Annotated in this window: 17 protein-coding genes and 1 pseudogene; 10 read left to right on the plus strand and 8 right to left on the minus strand. The window is 70.9% G+C overall.

The window, feature by feature from the left end; genetic code table 11:
* Positions 1-122: 122 nt before the first annotated feature.
* Together ACIRP2_RS08635 and ACIRP2_RS08640 are read right to left on the minus strand one after the other, a co-directional pair.
* Positions 123-2,117, minus strand: coding sequence for a CocE/NonD family hydrolase (locus tag ACIRP2_RS08635; protein ID WP_404247913.1), 1,995 nt, complete (start codon positions 2,115-2,117; stop codon positions 123-125).
* A gap of 9 nt (positions 2,118-2,126) precedes the next feature.
* Entirely contained in the window at positions 2,127-3,626 is a 1,500-nt protein-coding gene (locus tag ACIRP2_RS08640) for a peptide MFS transporter (RefSeq protein ID WP_404247915.1), read from the minus strand.
* Between the two features lie 156 nt (positions 3,627-3,782).
* Here ACIRP2_RS08640 and ACIRP2_RS08645 point away from each other — a divergent pair, with 156 nt between their 5' ends.
* The 6 genes from ACIRP2_RS08645 (at position 3,783) to ACIRP2_RS08670 (ending at position 9,583) form a co-directional block, all read left to right on the plus strand.
* A complete protein-coding gene (locus ACIRP2_RS08645; protein ID WP_404247917.1) occupies positions 3,783-4,793 on the plus strand; it encodes a polyprenyl synthetase family protein in 1,011 nt (336 codons plus the stop codon).
* 231 nt (positions 4,794-5,024) lie between these two features.
* Positions 5,025-6,287, plus strand: a complete 1,263-nt coding sequence (locus ACIRP2_RS08650; RefSeq protein WP_404247919.1) for an outer membrane lipoprotein carrier protein LolA — start codon at positions 5,025-5,027, stop codon at positions 6,285-6,287.
* Between the two features lie 138 nt (positions 6,288-6,425).
* Entirely contained in the window at positions 6,426-7,412 is a 987-nt protein-coding gene (locus ACIRP2_RS08655) for an ATP-binding cassette domain-containing protein (protein ID WP_404247921.1), read from the plus strand.
* Positions 7,399-8,286, plus strand: a complete 888-nt coding sequence (locus ACIRP2_RS08660) for an ABC transporter permease (RefSeq protein ID WP_404247923.1) — start codon at positions 7,399-7,401, stop codon at positions 8,284-8,286. The genes ACIRP2_RS08655 and ACIRP2_RS08660 overlap by 14 nt, the downstream gene beginning before the upstream one ends.
* A 196-nt stretch (positions 8,287-8,482) precedes the next feature.
* Positions 8,483-9,085 carry a TetR/AcrR family transcriptional regulator gene (locus tag ACIRP2_RS08665; protein WP_404247925.1) on the plus strand — a complete coding sequence of 201 codons (603 nt, stop codon included), beginning with the start codon at positions 8,483-8,485 and terminating at the stop codon, positions 9,083-9,085.
* Positions 9,086-9,136: 51 nt separating this feature from the next.
* On the plus strand, positions 9,137-9,583 hold the full coding sequence (locus ACIRP2_RS08670) for a hypothetical protein (RefSeq protein WP_404247927.1): 447 nt from the start codon (positions 9,137-9,139) through the stop codon (positions 9,581-9,583).
* An 87-nt stretch (positions 9,584-9,670) separates the two neighbouring features.
* Here the strand turns inward: ACIRP2_RS08670 and ACIRP2_RS08675 are convergent, their stop codons facing one another.
* Positions 9,671-10,477, minus strand: coding sequence for an HAD family hydrolase (locus ACIRP2_RS08675; RefSeq protein ID WP_404247929.1), 807 nt, complete (start codon positions 10,475-10,477; stop codon positions 9,671-9,673).
* 636 nt (positions 10,478-11,113) lie between these two features.
* On the opposite strand from ACIRP2_RS08675, the gene ACIRP2_RS08680 reads away from it, so the two are divergent.
* Complete coding sequence (locus ACIRP2_RS08680) at positions 11,114-12,043, plus strand: nitroreductase/quinone reductase family protein (protein WP_404247931.1); 930 nt, start codon at positions 11,114-11,116, stop codon at positions 12,041-12,043.
* A 66-nt stretch (positions 12,044-12,109) separates the two neighbouring features.
* Positions 12,110-12,499 carry a VOC family protein gene (locus ACIRP2_RS08685; RefSeq protein ID WP_404249404.1) on the plus strand — a complete coding sequence of 130 codons (390 nt, stop codon included), beginning with the start codon at positions 12,110-12,112 and terminating at the stop codon, positions 12,497-12,499.
* 170 nt (positions 12,500-12,669) lie between these two features.
* On the opposite strand, the gene ACIRP2_RS08690 is transcribed toward ACIRP2_RS08685, so the two are convergent.
* Positions 12,670-13,119 (minus strand): VOC family protein, encoded by a 450-nt coding sequence (locus tag ACIRP2_RS08690; protein WP_404247933.1) that lies wholly within the window; start codon positions 13,117-13,119, stop codon positions 12,670-12,672.
* A 22-nt stretch (positions 13,120-13,141) separates the two neighbouring features.
* Here ACIRP2_RS08690 and ACIRP2_RS08695 point away from each other — a divergent pair, with 22 nt between their 5' ends.
* Entirely contained in the window at positions 13,142-13,753 is a 612-nt protein-coding gene (locus tag ACIRP2_RS08695) for a CGNR zinc finger domain-containing protein (RefSeq protein WP_404247935.1), read from the plus strand.
* A gap of 8 nt (positions 13,754-13,761) precedes the next feature.
* Here ACIRP2_RS08695 and ACIRP2_RS08700 read toward each other — a convergent pair whose 3' ends face one another.
* The 3 genes from ACIRP2_RS08700 to ACIRP2_RS08710 all read right to left on the minus strand — a co-directional run bounded on the left by ACIRP2_RS08700 (position 13,762) and on the right by ACIRP2_RS08710 (position 16,205).
* On the minus strand, positions 13,762-13,989 hold the full coding sequence (locus ACIRP2_RS08700; protein WP_404247937.1) for a hypothetical protein: 228 nt from the start codon (positions 13,987-13,989) through the stop codon (positions 13,762-13,764).
* A gap of 82 nt (positions 13,990-14,071) precedes the next feature.
* The gene (locus ACIRP2_RS08705; protein ID WP_404247939.1) at positions 14,072-15,682 is read right to left on the minus strand and encodes an FAD-dependent monooxygenase; all 1,611 of its coding nucleotides are present in this window, start codon (positions 15,680-15,682) and stop codon (positions 14,072-14,074) included.
* 70 nt (positions 15,683-15,752) lie between these two features.
* Positions 15,753-16,205, minus strand: coding sequence for a winged helix-turn-helix transcriptional regulator (locus tag ACIRP2_RS08710; RefSeq protein WP_404247941.1), 453 nt, complete (start codon positions 16,203-16,205; stop codon positions 15,753-15,755).
* A 212-nt stretch (positions 16,206-16,417) separates the two neighbouring features.
* On the opposite strand from ACIRP2_RS08710, the pseudogene ACIRP2_RS08715 reads away from it, so the two are divergent.
* Positions 16,418-17,497: pseudogene (locus tag ACIRP2_RS08715) on the plus strand (MFS transporter); the annotation flags it as partial.
* Positions 17,498-17,684: 187 nt separating this feature from the next.
* Here the strand turns inward: ACIRP2_RS08715 and rarD are convergent.
* On the minus strand, positions 17,685-18,668 hold the full coding sequence (rarD, locus tag ACIRP2_RS08720) for an EamA family transporter RarD (RefSeq protein ID WP_404247943.1): 984 nt from the start codon (positions 18,666-18,668) through the stop codon (positions 17,685-17,687).
* Between the last annotated feature and the right edge of the window lie 126 nt (positions 18,669-18,794).

Genomic DNA, 18,794 nt, shown 5'->3' on the forward strand with positions numbered 1-18,794 from the left:
GCTTTCCAGGTCGCTTGGAGGACACGTTACGTCGGTGTCGCCACCCCGCGGGAGTGCCCCAACTGCTCCTGATGCCCGGAAAGTTCCGCCGTGCCCCCGGGGCGCGGGGGCACGGCGGTGGTTCATCCGGCCGTGCGGGGGATCCGTTTCTCCCAGGTCCGGTGGAAGACGACCTCGCCGCCGTCCTTGCACACCACCTCGTCGGACGTGATGAAGTCGGTGTCGTCCGCGCCGATCTCGGACCGGGTCTCGATCGTCACGTCCCACGCCAGCTCCGGCCGGTGCAGCCGGATCGCCCAGTCGGAGCGAGTGCGGGCGGAGAGCGGGTCGTTCTCCTGGATCGTGTAGGTCTCCAGGGCGTCCTCGGTGAATTCGAGGCCGTCCGGATAGACCCGGGTGCCGCCGTAGCGGGGGTCGACCTCCAGCCGCCACTCGCCCTTGGCGACATCGCGGACGACCAGGCGTTCGGGGCGCTGCCCGTCGAGCGTGACGGGGTGGACGACGCCGAGCGGCTCCGACTGTTCCGGTTCCTCGAAACGGATCGCCGGGTCCTCGGTGTGGCGGCGCACCGGCAGTTCGAGGGAGCTGCCGTCGGCGTCCAGGGTGAAGCCGACCGAGCCCGCCTGCGGCCAGATCCACGGCCAGTACGAGGACGAGATCGCGAGCCTGATCCGGTGGCCGGGCGGGAAGGTGTGCCCGATGCCGTTGAGCTCGAAGGTCACGTCCTCGGTCGCGCCCACCGGCCAGTCGTCCGCGCGGTCGCGGCCGTGCCGGGCGGAGAGGTTGAGCGCCCCGCGGGTGACCAGGGTGGAGGAGCCGTCCGGTGCGACGTCGCAGAGCCGGGCGATGGCCTGGCCACGTGCCACGTCCATCCGGATGCGCAGCTTCACCCGGGCGCGGCCCAGGATCTCGATCGGGGCGTCCTCGACCGGGAACTCGAACGAGACCGACTTGGCGTCCTCGTCGCGCTGGTCGGGCGGCAGGTCGGCGTCGTTGCCGAACGGGAAGAAGCGCCCGGCGTCCAGGCCGGTCTGCTGCGGCGAGTCGACGATCTGCGGACCGCCCTGGAGGGCGTACACGACGGGCGTGATGGTCGGGGACGGCCAGGAGGTGTCGCCGACCCAGCGTCCCGGCAGCGTCTCGTAGACCGTGGCGGGGCGGTGCGACTCGCTGATCCAGGACCGGAGCAGCGGCTCCGCCATGATGCCGGTGTCCTCGCCCTTCAGGTGCTGGTCCCACCAGCGCAGCGTCTCCTGGAGGAATCCGATCGCCGGGCCGGGCGGCAGACCGCGGTCGGGGTACTGGTGCGACCAGGGGCCGATCAGCCCGCGGACCTTGTCCGGGGCGAGGTGCTCGACGAGCCGCAGAACCGTGTCGCGGTACGGGTCGTGCCAGCCGCCCACCGCGAGGACGTGGGCCTGGATCGCGGAGTAGTCCTCGCAGACGCTGCCGTGCTTCCAGTAGTCGTCGCGGGTCTGGTGCGCCAGCCAGGTGTGGATGAACGGTTCGACCGTTTCCAGCCGCTTCAGCCACATGTCCTTCCAGCCCTCGCCGACGTGCGCCGGGTCCGGCGGGCGGGAGACGAAGGCCAGCATGGTGGCCGCCCAGGCGTGCATGTCGACGCCGAGGACCGAGCCGCCCATGTAGTGGACGTCGTTGTCGTAGCGGTCGTCGGCCGAGCAGACGGTGACGATGGCCTTCAGCGGTTCGGGGGCCAGGGCCGCGATCTGGAGCGAGTTGAAGCCGCCCCAGGAGATTCCGAACATGCCGACCCGGCCGGAGCACCACTCCTGCTGGGCCAGCCAGTGGATGACGGCGACCCCGTCGGCCAGTTCCGTCGCGTCGTACTCGTCGCCCGGCAGACCCTCGCTGTTGCCGTGTCCGCGTACGTCCACCCGGACGGAGGCGTAGCCGTGGCCGGCGTACCAGGGGTGGCGCTGCCAGTCGCGCGGCGCCGTCCAGTCGCTCAGCCGGTACGGCAGGTATTCGAGGAGCGCGGGGACGGGTTCGTCGGTGACGGGCCGCCAGATCCGGGCGTACAGCCGGGTGCCGTCCGGCAGCGGAATACGGACGTCCTCGTGGGTGGTGTCATACGGAAACGTGGTGCGGATGTGCATGGCGGTACCTCAGTGGACGGGGTGCATGGTGCGTTTGAGCCAGGGGGCGGCGGCGACGACAGCCACGCCGCCCACCACCGCGATCGCGCCATTGACACCGAAGTAGGCGGGGTTGGACACCTCGCCGTACAGCTTCACGACTTGGGCCTGGATGCCGTTGGCGAGGGCCAGCGAGAGGAACCAGAGCGCCATCGTCTGGCTGGCGAACGCCTTGGGCGCGAGCTTGGTGGTCGCGGACATGCCGGAGGTCTCCAACAGGATGTCGCCGAGGCCGAGCAGCAGGTACGAGCCGACGATCCACCAGGCGGCCATCCGATAGGTGTCACCGGTGTGCCCGGAGGTCGGCAGCACCATCAGCAGGAAGGACAGCCCGCCGAGGATCACCCCGATCGCGATCTTGTTGGAGGCGTGCGGCTGACGCGGGCCCATCCGGGCCCAGACGGTGGCGACCACCGGGGCGAGCGCGACCTCGAAGGCGCCGAGCGCCGAGGCGTACCAGCTCGCCGGGAAGTGGAAGCCGAGGATCTCGGTACGGGCGTTGGTCGACGCGAGCAGCATCATCGTCGAGTACGCCTGGAAGAGGATGAAGTTGAAGACGACGGAGGCCAGGAACAGCACCACGTACGGGCGCAGCCTGCCGCGTTCCTCGCCGGTGACCCGCGGACTGCGGAACATCACCGCGAAGTACACGACCGGTGCGATCACCGACACCAGGGTGAGCAGGTCGACGAAGCGGCCCATGGTCAGCCAGCCCGCCAGGGACAGCGCGGTGGCGACGGCGGCGACCACGACGGCGCCGATCACGATCAGCCGTACGGCACGGCGCATCGGCGCCGGTTCCAGCGCGAATTCGGCGCTGTGCTTTCGGCCGGCCAGGTGACGCCGGCCCAGTACGTACTGGATCAGGCCGAGGGTCATACCGAAGGCGGCGGCGGAGAAGCCCCAGTGCCAGCTCGCATGGTCCCCGAGCCAGCCGGTGACGAGCGGGCCGAGGAACGCGCCGATGTTGATGCCCATGTAATAGAGCGCGAAGCCGGCGTCGCGACGTTCGTCGGCGGTGCGGTAGAGCTTGCCGACCATGGTCGCCACATTGGGCTTGAGCAGACCGGTGCCGGCGCTGATCAGACCGAGGCCGGTCCATGTCATGGCGTCGCTGGGCACCGCCATGGCGTAATGCCCGCAGGCAATGAGAATTCCGCCGTACAGGACGGCGCGGTACGAGCCGAGGATCCGGTCGGCCAGCCAGCCGCCGGCCACGGAGACCAGGTAGACGAGGGTGCCGTAGGCGGCAGAGACGGAGGCCGCGGTGCCCGGTTCCATCCCCATGCCGCCGCGGGCGACGGTGTCGGCGAAGTAGAGGACCAGGATCGCCTGCATGCCGAGGAACGAGAACCGTTCCCAGACCTCCAGGCCGGACAGGGTCATCAGACCCCGTGGCTGGCCGAAAAAGGCATGGTCGTCGCTGGGCGGCGGTTGAGTCGGTTCGGTGTCGGTGGCCGTGTGGGACAAAGGGAGAACTCCAGATCGTATGAGCTGATCCCGAACATACCGGCGGTGGCGGGAAGGCGCCCACGGTGATCCAAAGGGGACCGGATACGCTGACTTGAGTGATGACAGCGACACATCGACATTCCGTGTGATCGTCAGCAGACAGGAGATCCCCTCGTGACCGTCGTCGGGCCGTTCGGACTGAGCGTGCGGGACCACGCTCTTGAGGCCGATGTCCAGGCCGGTTTGGCTGCTGTCGAGTCGGGGCTGCTCGATGCCACCAAGAGCGGCGTGCCCTTCATCACGGAGGCCGCGCAGCATCTCGTACGCGCCGGGGGCAAGCGTTTCCGGCCGTTGCTGGCCATGCTGGCGGCCCAGTTCGGCGACCCCGACGCGCCGGGCGTCGTGCCCGCGGCGGTCGTCGTCGAGCTGACCCACCTCGCGACGCTCTACCACGACGACGTGATGGACGAGGCGGACGTGCGCCGTGGCGTCGACAGCGCCAACACCCGCTGGGGCAACTCGGTGGCCGTCCTGACCGGCGACTTCCTCTTCGCCCGCGCCTCCCACATACTGGCCGACCTCGGTCCGGAGGCCGTACGCATCCAGGCGGAGGCGTTCGAGCGGCTGGTCACCGGACAGATCCTGGAGACCGCCGGTCCGGGCGACGGGCGCGACCCGGTCGAGCACTACCTCGAAGTGATGCGCGGCAAGACCGGCTCGCTGATCGCCGTGGCCTGCCGGTTCGGCGCGATGATGGCCGGTGCGGACGAGTCCGCCGTCGACGTCCTCACCCAGTACGGGGAGCGCCTCGGCGTCGCCTTCCAGCTCGCCGACGACGTACTCGACATCGCCTCCGACTCCCACGAGTCCGGCAAGACCCCCGGCACCGACCTGCGCGAAGGCATCCCGACGCTCCCCGTGCTCCATCTGCGGGCCCGCGCCGCGGCCGACGGGAAGCCGGACGACCTGGAACTCGTCGAGCTGCTGGACGGCGACCTGAGCGACGACACGCGGCACGCCGAGGCGCTGCGCAGGCTGCGCGCCCACCCGGCGCTGGAGCAGGCCCGGCGGGACACCGTCCGGTACGCGCAGGAGGCGCGCGCCACACTGACGCCGCTGCCCGAGGGCTACGCGAAGGCCGCGCTGGAGGAGCTGTGCGACGCGGTGGTGCACCGCGCGGGCTGAGAGCCGGCTTCGGGGCCGTGGGCGCGGTACCCCTACGGGACGGGGGCAGGCCCGCCCCGGGGGTGTCATACCGAAGAGGTAGGCGGAGTTGCTCCCCGGGAGTGACGCTTTCGCATCGCCGGTTTGGTCAGATGGAGAACAACCACTCCTGAGCAAATCGGGTGAGAATGGCGGCGCGGAGTGGACGAGTGCATCCGGACGGAAGCCGCCGACCACGGAGGTAGGGCACACATGGCACCGAACGACAGCGTTGAGACGAACGGCGGGACCAGGGGCACCGCCGTCGGCCGCCGGAGGGCGGCGCGCTACATCGTCCCGGTCGCGGTGGCGGGGGTGGCGGCCGCGACGATCGGGCTCGTCCCGGCGCTCGCGAGCACCGGTGACCCCGATCTGCCGAAGATCACCGCACAGCAGCTCATCGAGAAGATCGCCGCTTCGGACGCCCAGCAGTTCTCCGGCACGGCGAAGATCAGCACGGACCTCGGCATTCCGTCGCTCGGCGGTCTGGCCGGCTCCTTCGCCCAGGGCGGCAGCAGCGGCAGGGGTGATTCCGGCGCCGACCCGCAGAAGAAGATGACGGAGCTGGCGTCCGGCACGCACACCCTGCGGGTGGCCGCCGACGGCCCCGACAAGCAGCGGGTGTCGATCCTGGACGGCGCGGCGGAGTACAGCCTGATCCGCAACGGCGATCAGGTCTGGGCGTACGACAGCGGCTCCAACGAGGCGTACCACGCCACGGAGGACGGGAGCGGGAAGAAGGCCGAGCGCCCGGCCCCGGTCCCCGAGTCCGTGCCGACCACGCCGAAGGCACTCGCCGAGCAGGTCCTGAAGGCCGCGGGCCCCACCACCTCGGTGACGGTCGACGGCACGGCGCGGATCGCCGGACGTGACGCGTACAAGCTGGTCATCAAGCCCCGGCAGAGCGGCTCCACGATCGGCTCGGTCACGGTCGCGGTCGACGCGAAGAACGGTGTGCCGCTGAAGTTCACACTGCTTCCGAGCAGCGGTGGCAAGGCCGTCGTCGACGCCGGGTTCACCAAGGTCGACTTCGGGAAGCCGGCCGCCTCCTCGTTCACGTTCACCCCGCCCAAGGGCACCAAGGTGACCGAGGCCGACGACGCGAAGGCGCAGCGGAAGGCCGACGGGGACAAGGGTCCGGGCATGTTCCCGGGCGCGGAGGGCCTGGGGGCCGGCGGACTGGGCGCCGGGGCCGAGGGCGGCAAGGACACGAAGGTCATCGGCGAGGGCTGGAACGCGATCGCCGAGATCAGGACCCCGGGCGGCACCGGTCTCCCCTCGAAGGCGTCGGGTGACGTACCGGCCGAGGCGCAGCAGTTCCTGGACGCGCTGGGCGACAAGGTCAGCGGCAAGTTCGGCTCCGGCACGGTCTTCAAGACCCGCCTGGTCAACGCCCTGATGACGGACGACGGCAAGGTGTACGTCGGCGCGGTGACGCCGGACGCGCTGGTCAAGGCCGCGAACAACGCCGCCTGACACAGGGGCGCACCGCGTTTCGCGCTGCCGCTCACCCGCCCCGCCGTACTCTCCGTACGGCGGGGCGGTGCGCGCCGAGCCGTGCTGTCCGGCCCCGATCCGCCGGACCCGGCCCTATTCGATCCTTGGGGAGTACGCATGACAGAGCCTGGGACCGCGATCGGGCCGCAGGCGGTGACCGGGTCCGCCGGGGCCGTTGTCGAGACGCGGGGCCTGACCAAGCGGTACCGCGGCGGCCAGCTCGCCGTGGACGGCCTCGACCTCGACGTTCCCGGCGGCAGTGTCTTCGGGTTCCTCGGGCCCAACGGCTCCGGGAAGACCACCACGATCCGGATGCTGATGGGCCTGATCGACCCCACGTCCGGCACCGCGCAGGTACTCGGCCGGCCCATGCCGCACGCGGCCCGCACCGTACTTCCGCAGGTGGGGGCGCTGATCGAGGGGCCCGCGTTGTACGGCTTCCTGAGCGGCCGGGACAATCTGCTGCGTTACGACTCGGCCGATCCGACCGCCGATCCGCGCACCCGCCGGGTCCGGGTCGCACAGGCCCTGGACCGGGTCGGGCTGGCCGCCGCGGCCGGCAAGAAGGCCAAGGCGTACTCGCTCGGCATGAAGCAGCGCCTCGGTCTCGCCGCCGCGCTGCTGCAGCCGCGCCGCCTGCTCGTCCTGGACGAGCCGACCAACGGCCTGGACCCGCAGGGCATGCGCGAGATCCGCACGCTGGTGAGGGAACTGGCGGCGGACGGCACCACCGTCTTCCTCTCCTCCCACCTCCTCGACGAGATCGAGCAGGTCTGCACCCATGTCGCGGTGATGGCCAGGGGCCGACTGGTCGTCCAGGGGCCGGTCGCGGATCTGGCGGCGGGCGCCCGCGGCCGGCTGGCCGTGACCACCCCGGACCCGGGCGATGCCGCCCGCGTCCTCAAGGAGCAGGGCCTCACCGGCGTCACGGTCGACGGCGACCGGGTGAGCGCCGAGGCCCCGCCGGGCGATGTCGAGCTCGCGGACCTCAGCTCGGCGCTGGTGCACGCCGACGTACGCCTGAGGTCCTTCGGCATCGAACGGGCCTCGTTGGAGGACGCCTTCGTCGCACTCACCGGAGAGGGATTCGATGTCGCAGGCTGAAGTCGCACCCGTGGCGGCGGACAGGACGCGCAACCCGCTGTGGACCTTCGGGATCCTTCGCTCCGAACTGAGCACCACATTCCGCCGCTGGCGCACCCTCGCGCTGCTCGGGGTGCTGGCCGCCGTTCCCGTGCTCATCGGGATCGCGGTGAAGATCGAGACCGACCACGGCTCCTCACCGGGACCGGGCGGTGAGGGGGGCGGCCCCGCGTTCCTCTCCCAGGTCACCAACAACGGGCTGTTCCTGGTCTTCGCGGCCCTCGCGGTGACGCTCCCGGTCTTCCTCCCGATGGCCGTCGGGGTCGTGGCGGGCGACTCGATCGCCGGGGAAGCCAACGCCGGAACCCTGCGCTATCTGCTGGTCGCCCCGGCCGGCCGGACCCGGCTGCTGCTGACGAAGTACGCCTCCGTCCTCGCGTTCTGCCTGGTCGCGACCCTGGTCGTGGCCCTCTCGGCGCTCGCCGTGGGGTCGCTGCTCTTCCCCGTGGGAGAGGTCACCACCATCTCCGGGACCCGGATCGGCTTCGGCGAAGGGCTGCTGCGGGCCGGCCTGATCGCGGTGGTGGTCGCGGCGTCACTGATCGGATTCGCGGCGATCGGGCTGTTCATCTCGACCCTCACCGGCAGTGGAATCGCGGCGATGGCCGCCACCGTCGGAATGCTGATCACCGTGCAGATCGTGGACACGATCCCGCAGTTGAGCGGCATCCACCCGTATCTCTTCCCGCACTACTGGATGTCGTACGCGGACCTGCTGCGCGAGCCCGTCTACTGGGACGAGGTGGTGAAGAACCTGGGCCTTCAGGGTTTGTACGCGGTGGTGTTCGGCTCTGCGGCCTGGGCCCGCTTCACGGCGAAGGACATCACCGCCTGACATCCGACGGCATCGCCCTCGCGCCGTCGGCCGGGCGAGCCGTCCCCCGATCGGCTCGTCGCGGCACGAACGGCACGAACGGTGCGAACAGCAGGAACGATACGACACGGCACGTTCCGTTTCCGCCTCAGTATTGTTCGACTTCTGGCGACGGACTGTCAACAAGGATTGGCTCAAACACACCTATGCTCACCGAATGATCACATCGCCGAGTTCACTGCGCCGCAGCGAGAGATCACGAAGGGCGACCCTGGAAGCCGCCCTCGCGCTGTGCACGGAGAAGGGGTACGGCCGCGTCACCATCGAGGCCATCGCTGCCAGGGCGGGTGTCAGCAAGAAGACGATCTACCGCTGGTGGCCGTCGAAGAGCGCGGTGATGCTGGAGGCGTTCACCGACGCGCTGGTCGGCACGACGCCGTTCGTCGACACCGGCGACATCGCCGCCGACCTGCGAGCCAATGTGATGGGTGCGGTGAAGCTGCTCTCCACGCCGCCCTACGGCCCCGCGTACGCCGGGATCCTCTCCGAGGTCCACCACGACGACGCACTGGCGGAAACTGTTCGGACGAAGCTGATCGACCCCCGCTTCGAAGAGGCGGTCGCCCGTCTGCGACGGGCCCAGGAACAAGGCCAGATCCCGCCGGACGCCGACCTCCCGCTGGCGGTGGAGATGCTGTACGGCCCGGTGTACTACCGCCATGTGCTGCGCAAGCCGGTGCAGGACGAGGAGACGATCAGGGCGCTGGTCGATCACGTGCTGCGGGCGCTGGGGGCGCTGGGGGCGCCACCGGAACCATGAGATCCGGCCGGACGGCACGGCGATGTCGGACGGGCGTGCGAGCATGCGGGCATGGGAAGCCTGTACGACTACTTCAGCGCACCTGACGACACCACGGCCCTGACGGTCTTCGACCCGGGTGTCGAAGCGGCCGGGCTCCCGGCACTCCCGCTCTGGAACATCGACCCGTACGTGCAGCTGGGGCAGGCCGAGAGCCTGCTCACCGGCGTGCCGTACGCGGATGTCACCGCGCTCCCGCGTTTCAACCGGCTGCTCAGCTCTCCCGAGCACGACTCCAGCTGGCTGGTCACGCTCACGGACGAGCTGCGCGACGCCCTCGCGTCCGCGCGGCCCGGACAGCTGGAGGCCGTGGCCGAACCCTGGTCACGCATCGAGGAGTTCGGCGACGACTGCGAGCCGGGTCCACTGGCCGACTTCCTCAAGGAACTGGCGACCCTGGCCGCGGAGGCCGCAACCCGGCACGAACCGCACCGGCTCTACTGCTTGATGTCCCTCTGACGCCCGGCCGGGCGCGGGACTGCCGGAGGGCACGGGGGCCGACCGGGTGGGTTCCGGTCCGGCCACAGCACCGGCGGGGCCCGCCGCTCAGCGGAACACCCGCTCCAGCACCTCGGCGACCCCGTCGGTCTCGTTCGACGACGTGACCTCGTCCGCCGCGGCCCGGAGGTCCGGATGGGCGTCGGCCATCGCGACGCCGTACCCGGCCGCACGGAACATCGGCAGGTCGTTGGGCATGTCCCCGAAGGCGATCGCGTCGCGCGCGTCCACGCCCAGGAAATCGGCGGCCAGGGCGAGCCCGCTGCCCTTGTCGACGCCGAGCGGCTGCAGTTCGACGGTGCCGGGGCCGGAGAGCGTGACGGAGGCGAGATCGCCGACCGCCGTACGGGCCGCCTCGGCCAGCGCGTCGTCGCCCAGCTCGGGGTGCCGGACGAGCACCTTGACGACGGGGGCGGACCACAGTTCGTGCCGATGACGCGTCCGTTGGGCGGGGAGCGTGGGGTGGGGCATCAGATATCCCGGCTCGATCAGCGTCCGGCCCTCGACGCCGTCCTGGTCCACGGCTGCGAAGACGGGCCCCACCTGGGCCTCGATCTTGCCGAGCGCGCTGTCGGCCGCCTCCCGGTCGAGGGTGATCGCGTGCACCAGGCGCCCGGTCCCGGCGTCGTACAGCTGGGTGCCCTGCCCGCAGACCGCGGGCCCCCGGTAGCCCAGCCCGGCGAGCAGTCCTCGTATGCCGGGTACGGGCCGTCCGGTGACCACGAGGTGCCGCGCCCCGGCCCGGGCGGCCAGGGCGAGCGCGGCACGGGTACGAGGGCTCACCGTGTCGTCGCGGCGCAGCAGGGTGCCGTCCAGATCGGTGGCGACGAGGGCGTACGCGGGTCGTATGGGCACGGATCAGGCCCGAAAAGCCGTTGTCCGGCTGACGGTGATCACTGGTTTTCCCCTGGTGGGAGTGGGGTGCGTGCGGGCGCGGCAGGGACGGGGCGTCCCGCCGTCCCTTGATCGTACGGGGTGGCCGACGCGTCCGCCGCAGACGGAGACGTCTCGCAGGGCGGGCAACGAGCCCATGGGGCAACGGGGTTGGCCGAAATGCGCATGCCTCGTCGTCCCCCGGGGCGTCGTCGCGACGGCCTCCCGCCGAGGCTTGTGCCCGGGTGCTTCCGCGTTGACAGGCGACGGCCGGCTGCGTGTAATGAAACCGGTGTCGCGTGACGCCGGCCAAAGAGCGGTGGGCCGGCCGGCGGTCGGGCGAACACCCTTTTCTGAGGGGTCCGTCATGAGTTCCTGCTCCGAACCCTGTAACTGACGCGGCGCGGCCGCCGTACGTCCGTCCCCGGCCTTCGCGCTTCCCCGCACTGTCATGTGCGCCATCGGAAGGCCGGCCCCGGGGGCTTCCCCGCATCGCGCCGAGTGCTGCCGCGCGCGCGGTGGAAGTCCGTGCGGTGGCTGCGTCCCCTGCGCAGCACGGTCAGTCGTTCCCGCAGCCACTGCGGGCTCCCACCCTTCGTCCCGGAGACACAGAGACGTATGCCCACATCTTTCGATCCCTCAGTCATCGAGGAGTTCCGCGCCAACGGAGGGAAGGTCGGCGGGCCCTTCGAAGGCGCCGACCTGCTCCTGCTGACGACCACCGGCGCGAGGTCGGGGAAGGAGTCCACCACTCCTCTCGGCCATGTCCGCCACGGCGATTCGCTGCTGGTCGTCGGCTCCGACCTCGGTGCCCCGGCCCGCCCCGCCTGGTACCACGATCTGCTCGCCCACCCCGTGGTGCGGGTGGAGCTCGGCACGCGTACCTTCCAGGCCCTCGCGGTCCCCGCGCAGGGGGCGCGGCGCGAGGAACTCTTCGCGCACGTGGTGAGGGTGGCGCCGGGGTACGGCGACCACCAGGCCCTGACGGCCCGGCTCCTGCCGGTCGTGGTGCTGGAGCGTGCCGAGCCCGACGGCTGGGAGGGCCCGCGCGAGGTCGACTCCCTTGCCGACAAGGTCATGGAGGTCCACACCTGGCTGCGGGGTCAGCTGCGTCAGGTGAAGTCGGAGGCCGACGCGCACTTCCGTGCACGCGCGGCCCACCGGGGCCCCGGCGAACCACCGCCCCCGGGCCCGGGGCTCCAGATCCGACAGCGCTGCCTGGCCTTCTGTCAGGCCCTGGAGTTCCATCACACCAGCGAGGACGCACACCTGTTCCCCGGGATCGCCCGCCACCACCCGCACTTGACCGACACCTTCGCCCGGCTCGCCGACGAACACCGCACGGTCGCGCGCATCCGGGGCGAGTTGGTGGCGCTGCTGGCGGACATCGGCATCAAGGATTCCGAGCGTTTCCACGCGGAGCTGGACAGGATGTCCAGGGAGCTGAACGCGCATCTGGATCACGAGGAGGAGCAGATCGTCCCCCTGTTGGCGGAGGTCCCATGGCCTCCGGTTCCTCCGGGGGCTCCGGCCCCTGAGGCTTCCTGAACCGAACCGAACCGAACCGAACCGAACCGAACCGTATCCGAATGGCCGAAAGGTAGTGCCGTGCGAGTGAGAGTCAAGGACTTCGATCACCTGGTGCTCAATGTGCGGGATGTCGAGCGCTCCCTGGAGTTCTACTGCGGCCCGCTCGGCCTGGAGCCGATCAGGGTCGAGGAGTGGCGGGCCGGTGAGTTCCCGTTCCCGTCGGTGCGGGTCAGCCCGAGCATGATCATCGATCTGCTGGGCCGGCCGCGCTCCGAATCGAACGTCGATCACATCTGTCTGGTCGTCGAACCGCTGGACTGGCAGCAGGTCATCGACTCCGGCACCTTCACCGTGCTGGAGGGCCCGGTCGGCCGCTCCGGTGCCCGGGGTGAGGCGCAGTCGGTGTACGTCCGGGACCCGGACGGCAACACCGTGGAGCTGCGCTGGTATCCCCAGGACGTGGTGGAGGACTGAACCGGCCGGTCCGGGCCGGGCCCTGCCGCTCACCCCGGAGGCGGGCAGCAGGGCCCGGCGGGCACGCGCGCTGCCGCGCGGTCGGTCCGAGCGTTCATGGGCCGGGGCGCGCCGCGGCGCCGACCCACCCGGACGCGACGGGAACTCCGTGGCGCCGACTTCGTCCGACGCTATTGGACGCAGAACTCGTTGCCCTCGGGATCGGCGAGAACCGTCCACCTGCCCCCGGGCTGATCGACCTCGCGGAGCGCCGTCGCGCCCAGCGCCTCCAGCCGTTTCACCTCGGCCTCGCGCCGCCCCGGGCCCGCGTGCACATCCAGGTGGAGGCGGTTCTTCGCGGTCTTGGCCTCCGGTACGCGCTGGAACAGCAGTCGCCGTCCGAGGCCCATTCCGCTCTCTTCCTCGTACGGGTCGTCCGGGTGCCGCACCGCCACGAGGTCGCGCCAGGCCCGGCGTCCGTCGACCAGGACGGTTGCCTCTTCCGGCGCCGCCCCGAGGCCGAGCACGCGCTCGACCAGTGTGCTGTTGTCCTCGACCAGGTAGCCGAGGCCCTCGGCCCAGAAGGCGGCCTGGGCGTGCGGATCGGACGCGTCGATGACGAGCTTCCAGTGCAGAGTCATGGAAACCGTTTATAGTGGTTACATGACCGAGTCGGCAACAGGCACGCCGGGACTGATCCTCCGTACCAGGGAAGGCCGCCCCTACCGCTTCGATCCCGGCGCTCTGTGCCTGGAGTTGCTGCCCACCGGCGGGTACGCGCGGTACGCGGCGTACGAGGTGCTGCACACCCCCGCCGACCTGGTGCGATGGGCGGGCGAGAGCCGGCTGCCGGGCGGCTTGTCCCTCTCGGTGAGTGCGGCGGAGCTGCGTCGCGCGCACGAACTGCGCGGTGCCCTCTGGAATCTGACCGCCGCCCGCGCGTACGGCCGCCCGCTCCCGTCGGCCGACCTCGCCACGGTGAACGCCGTGGCGGCCGAGCCCCCGCTCGTTCCTCGCATCGACGCCGGCTCCGGCGGCCTCTCCTGGGCTCCGGCCGCCACCGGAACGGCCCTTCTGTCGACCGTCGCCCGTGACGCGGTGGAGCTGTTCACCGGCCCCTATGCCGACCGCTTCCGCGAATGCGGCTCCGACAACTGCAAGTTGCTCTTCGTCGACACCTCACGGCCGGGGCGGCGGCGCTGGTGCGCGATGGAGCACTGCGGAAACCTCCACAAGGTCCGGGCTCACCGCGCCCGGCACGTCCCGAACGGCTAGGGCCGCGATCACGCCGCCCGCACGTGCCCGGCCACGAGGCGGCGGCCCAAGGGGCCGGGGGTGTGCTGCGGGGCCCATGCCTCGACGGCGTGGACGCGGTGCGTGGAATCGGTGCCGGACGGGAGGGCCAGGTCCGTGCCGGTGTCCCCGTGCGCGGTGGGCGAGGTTCCGAAGACGAGGAACGACAACGTGGACAGGGCCGCGACGAGGGTGCGCAGGAGCATGCGGGAGCTCACGGACATCAGCATGAGTCGGTTCATAAGATGTCAGGAAAATATAAAAGTGTGACAAATCCCGGTCATGCTCGGCGCGACGCGCTCAGAGCCGCCTGAATGCCGTACCGCTCACGTGGTCCGGATGGTCCAGGCGGTCCAGATAGGCCCCGACGGCCCGGTGGTCCGTCGCGGGCGCGATCAGGCCCACGTGATTGTCCGGGCGGACCAGGACGAGCGTGTCGGTGCCGGGCTCGATGCCGTACGCCGTCCGGGCGTGGCCCGCTCCGTCGGCCAGCCGGGCGGGGCCGTCCCCGTCCGCCCCGGCGGGGCCGTCGCCCACGCCGTAGGCCCGCACCTCGTCGCCGTACGCCGCTTCCGTCGCCCGGAGGGCCCGGGTCGTGCCCGGACCGAAGCCCAGCAGGGTGAAGTGCGGTCCGGCGAACGCCTCGAAGAGACGGGTGGGCGCACCCGTTCTGGCGTCCAGGCAGGGGGCGTCCGGGGCGCGGTCACCCGCTCGCAGGCGGGTGGTGGAGCCCGCGGGGGAGAGCGAGCTCCAGCGGTAGCCGAGGCTCAGCCCCATGGTCTCGCCGCTGACCGCCGAGTCCAGGCCGCCGCCCGGCCGCAGAATCGCGTCGAGCGTGATCCGCAGCCGCTCGGAGGTGATGCCGAGCGTCCAGGAGGCCACGGGCAGCCGCTCCTCCTCGTACGTGTCCAGCAGCCCGGGATCCGCCCGGCCGGTCACGACCCGGGCCAGCTTCCAGCCCAGGTTGTACGCGTCCTGGATCCCGGTGTTCATGCCCAGCCCGCCCGCGACGGAGTGCACGTGCGCGGCGTCCCCGGCCAGCAGTACGCGGCCCACCCGGTAGCGGTCGGCCAGGCGCTCGTTGACCCGGTACGTGGACAGCAGGGCGGCGCCCGACAGGCGCGTGCCCGGCAGTCCGGTGTGCTGGGCGAAGAGCCGCTGGAAGCTCTCCAGCGAGGGCGGGACGGGGGTTCCGGTCCCGTCCCGCTCCGGACCCGCCTGGAACCACCAGCCCGCCCGCGTGCCCGGGATCGGACACAGCAGCACGGCGCCGTCCTCGTCGAACCACTGGTGCCAGTAGTCGCGGTCGAGGCCGTCCAGTTCCACGTCCCCGCAGACCATCGCCTGCTCCTCGGTCGTCTTCCCCTCGAACGCGACACCGAGCAGCTTGCGTACCGGGCTGTGCCCGCCGTCGCAGCCCACCACGTACCGGGCGCCGATGCTCCGGCCGTCGGAGAGCGCGACGGTCACCGATTCGGGGCCGGCGGTCAACCCGACTGCCTCGGAACCGAGTTCGACGCGCACGCCGTACTCCGCCAGGCGATCCCGCAGGATCTCCTCCAGTTTCCACTGGGCGATCATCCACGGCCGGTCGTACGGGGCGTCGGGTGTCGGGCCGGACGCCTCGAACGGGTCGGCGTCGGCGATCGGCAGCCTGTTCCGGTACTTGCGCATGAGCGGCGGTGTCGAGCCCGCCGCCAGCACCCGGTCCACGACGCCGAGGTCCTCCAGGACCTCCAGGGAACGGGGGTTGGGGCCCTTGGCCCGCGAACTGCGCGGGAAATCCGGGGACTTGTCGATGATCCGTACGTCGATCGAGCGCCGAGCCAGCTCGCAGGCCAGGGTCAGGCCGGTCGGGCCCGAGCCGACGATCAGTACCTGGGTGGCGGGTGCCGGGGCGGATGCGGGCATGGAGAGCTCCTCGGTCGCGGTTCGTGGGAGTCCAGAAAAACGCAACTGAGTCATAAAAGCAACTCGGTAACTAAAGTTGAGTGTCCGCGGCCTCGCGGGTGTCGTACGCGGCCCGCGCCCTCGCGATCTCGCTCTGGTGCTCCTCGGTCCAGGTCACGAGCGCCCGGATCGTGGCGTGCAGCGTGCCGCCGAGCGGTGTCAGCTCGTACTCCACGCGTGGTGGCACCACCGCGTGGACCGTCCGTTCGACCAGCCCGTCGCGTTCCAGCTGGCGCAGGGTGACCGTCAGCATCCGCTGGCTGATGCCGTCGATCTCGCGGCGCAACTGGGTGAAGCGGAGCCTGCGCCGGTCCAGCAGGGCGATGACGAGCAGTGACCACTTGTCGGCGACGCGATCGAGGATCTGCCGCACCTCGCAGCCCTCACGGGTGTCCCACTGGAACGGATCGGGATCGCCGATCAACTCGCCCGCGCTCCCGGTGCCCTTGAGGTGACTCGGTGACTTCGAAGTGCCTTCTTCCATGGCAACCGATGCTGGCCCACGATGGCGTTGGTTACAAGAGGGAACCGACCTTATTCCGAGTAACCGATCCATTCACGTACCCGAAGGGGACAGCTGTGTCTGCCGCGCCCGAATCGCCTGCCCGGAGCCGACCGCCCGTGATGACCGCCCGTGCCCGCGTCCTGCTCCTCGTCCTGTGCGGCACGATCTTCCTGGAGGGCATCGATGTCGCCATGCTCGCCGTGGCCGTGCCCTCGATCAGGGCCGATCTCGGTCTGTCGACCGGCAGCGCGGCCTGGGTGATGAGCGCCTACGTGCTCGGATACGCCGGATTCACCCTGCTCGGCGGGCGCGCCGCCGACCTGCTGGGCAGACGGCGGATGTTCCTGCTGTGGCTCACCGTCTTCCTGCTCTTCTCCGGCCTCGGCGGCTTCGCGGAGCACGGCTGGATGCTGCTCGTCGCCCGCTTCGTCACCGGGGTGGCCGCCGCGTTCATGACCCCGGCCGCGATGTCGCTCATCACCACCTCCTACGCGGAGGGGCCGCAGCGCAACAAGGCACTCCTGGTCTTCGCGGGCACCGCCGCCGGCGGCTTCTCGCTCGGCCTCGTCATCGGCGGGCTCCTCACCCAGCTCGGATGGCGCTGGGTGTTCTTCGCGCCCGTGCTGCTGGCCGGCGCCATCCTGCTCGCCGCGCTCCGGATCGTCCCGGCCGAGGCGCGTCCGGCGCGTACCGGCGGCTTCGACCTGGCGGGGGCCGCCACGGCCGCCGGGGCGATGCTGCTGCTCGCGTACGGGATCGTGCGCCTGGAGCACGGGGCGTCGGGCTGGGGGTGGTCGGCGGGGGCGTTCGCCGCGGGGCTGCTCCTGATCGCGGCCTTCGTCCTGATCGAGCGGCGCTCCGCGGCCCCGCTGGTCGAACTCGCCCTGCTGCGCCGGGCCTCGATGATCCGCGCCGACCTCGGCGCCCTGCTGTTCGTGGGCTCGTTCTTCGGCTTCCAGTTCGTGGTGACGCTCTACCTCCAGGAACTGCGCGGCTGGTCCTCGCTGCAGACCGCACTCGCCCTGGTGGCGATGGGCGCCGACGCGGTCATCGCGCCGACCCTCACCCCGCGCCTGGTGAACCGGTTCGGCAATGCCCGGGTCGTACTCGGCGGCTTCGTGCTCGCCATCGTCTCGTACGCGCTGTTCCTGCCGGTCGGGAGGGACTGGTCGTACGCGGCCATGTTCCCGACGCTGATCCTCATCGGGACCGCCTTCGCCCTGGCCTACGGTCCGCTGACGATCGCGGCGACCGACGGCGTACCGGACCGGGAGCAGGGGCTGGCGGGCGGGCTCCTGCACACCTCGACGCAGTTCGGTTCGGCCGTCGGGATCTCGGCGGTGACGGCCGTGTACGGGATCGCGTCGGCCGGCACGGACGGCTCGCCCGGAGCCGCTCTGGCCGCCTACCGGGCGGCGCTCGTCGTCCCGCTGGTGATGGTGGTGGCGGGGGCGCTGATCACCGCGCTGGGGTTGCGGAGGGCGAGGACGAAGCGGCGTCCCCGGCCGACGGTCCAGGTTGCGCAGGCTGCGCGGCCAGAGCCAGTGCCTGCGCCCTCGTCCGCCGCGCCGTCCGGAACGCGTCCCAGGTCAGCAGGGTGAGCGCCAGCCACACCAGGGCGAACCCGGCCCACCGCTCCGGCGGCATCTCCTCGTGGAAGTACAGGATGCCGAGGACAAGCTGGAAGACCGGTGCCAGATACTGCAGAAGGCCCAGCGTGGAGAGCGGCACACGGATCGCCGCCGCCCCGAACAGGACGAGCGGCGTGGCCGTGACGACCCCCGTCGCGGCGAGCAGGGACGCGTGACCGAGGCCCTCGGAGCCGAACGTCGAATCGCCCCGGGCGCCCAGCCACAGCAGATAGCCGAGCGCCGGCACGAACAGTACGGCGGTCTCGGCGGTGAGCGACTCCAGGCCGCCCATGTTGACCTTCTTCTTCACCAGGCCGTACGTCGCGAAGGAGAACGCCAGGATCAGCGAGATCCACGGCGGTTGTCCGTAACCGATGGCCAGCACGAGCACCGCCGCGACACCGGTGCCGACCGCCACCCACTGCGCGGGACGCAGCCGTTCACCGAGGAGCAGGACACCCATGGCGATGGTGACCAGCGGATTGATGAAGTAGCCGAGTGAGGCCTCGACGACGTGGCCGTTGTTCACGGACCAGATGTAGAGGCCCCAGTTGACCGTGATCACGGCCGCGGCGACCGCTATCAGGCCGAGCTTCTTCGGCTGACGTATCAGCTCACCGATCCATGACCAGCGGCGCAGCACGAGCAGCGCGATGCCCACGACCGCGAGGGACCAGACCATGCGGTGGGCGAGGATCTCGATCGCGCCGGCGGGCTCCAGCAGCGGCCAGAACAGGGGGACGAGACCCCACAGGCCGTAGGCGCCGATGCCGGACAGCAGTCCGGCCCGCTGTTCATTTGTCCCCTTCACGGACCCTCCCGACATGTCTGTGTCAACTGCTCCGCCGACTGCACGACGGTAACGCCGAAGGGGCCCCATGTCATAGCCGTATCGCCATACGGTCGTGACATGGGGCCCCTGAGGCGTGAGGGGAAG

Origin of the sequence: Streptomyces sp. NPDC101194 (assembly GCF_044767885.1) — a bacterium.
Taxonomy (GTDB): domain Bacteria; phylum Actinomycetota; class Actinomycetes; order Streptomycetales; family Streptomycetaceae; genus Streptomyces.

Excerpts from the sequence above, each read along its gene's own strand:
- ACIRP2_RS08635 (WP_404247913.1), bottom strand. The coding sequence starts at position 2,117 with ATGCACATCCGCACCACGTTTCCGTATGACACCACCCACGAGGACGTC.
- ACIRP2_RS08650 (WP_404247919.1), top strand. The coding sequence starts at position 5,025 with ATGGCACCGAACGACAGCGTTGAGACGAACGGCGGGACCAGGGGCACC.
- ACIRP2_RS08655 (WP_404247921.1), top strand. The coding sequence starts at position 6,426 with ATGACAGAGCCTGGGACCGCGATCGGGCCGCAGGCGGTGACCGGGTCC.
- ACIRP2_RS08660 (WP_404247923.1), top strand. The coding sequence starts at position 7,399 with ATGTCGCAGGCTGAAGTCGCACCCGTGGCGGCGGACAGGACGCGCAAC.
- ACIRP2_RS08665 (WP_404247925.1), top strand. The coding sequence starts at position 8,483 with ATGATCACATCGCCGAGTTCACTGCGCCGCAGCGAGAGATCACGAAGG.
- ACIRP2_RS08670 (WP_404247927.1), top strand. The coding sequence starts at position 9,137 with ATGGGAAGCCTGTACGACTACTTCAGCGCACCTGACGACACCACGGCC.
- ACIRP2_RS08680 (WP_404247931.1), top strand. The coding sequence starts at position 11,114 with ATGCCCACATCTTTCGATCCCTCAGTCATCGAGGAGTTCCGCGCCAAC.
- ACIRP2_RS08690 (WP_404247933.1), bottom strand. The coding sequence starts at position 13,119 with ATGACTCTGCACTGGAAGCTCGTCATCGACGCGTCCGATCCGCACGCC.
- ACIRP2_RS08695 (WP_404247935.1), top strand. The coding sequence starts at position 13,142 with ATGACCGAGTCGGCAACAGGCACGCCGGGACTGATCCTCCGTACCAGG.
- ACIRP2_RS08705 (WP_404247939.1), bottom strand. The coding sequence starts at position 15,682 with ATGCCCGCATCCGCCCCGGCACCCGCCACCCAGGTACTGATCGTCGGC.
- ACIRP2_RS08710 (WP_404247941.1), bottom strand. The coding sequence starts at position 16,205 with ATGGAAGAAGGCACTTCGAAGTCACCGAGTCACCTCAAGGGCACCGGG.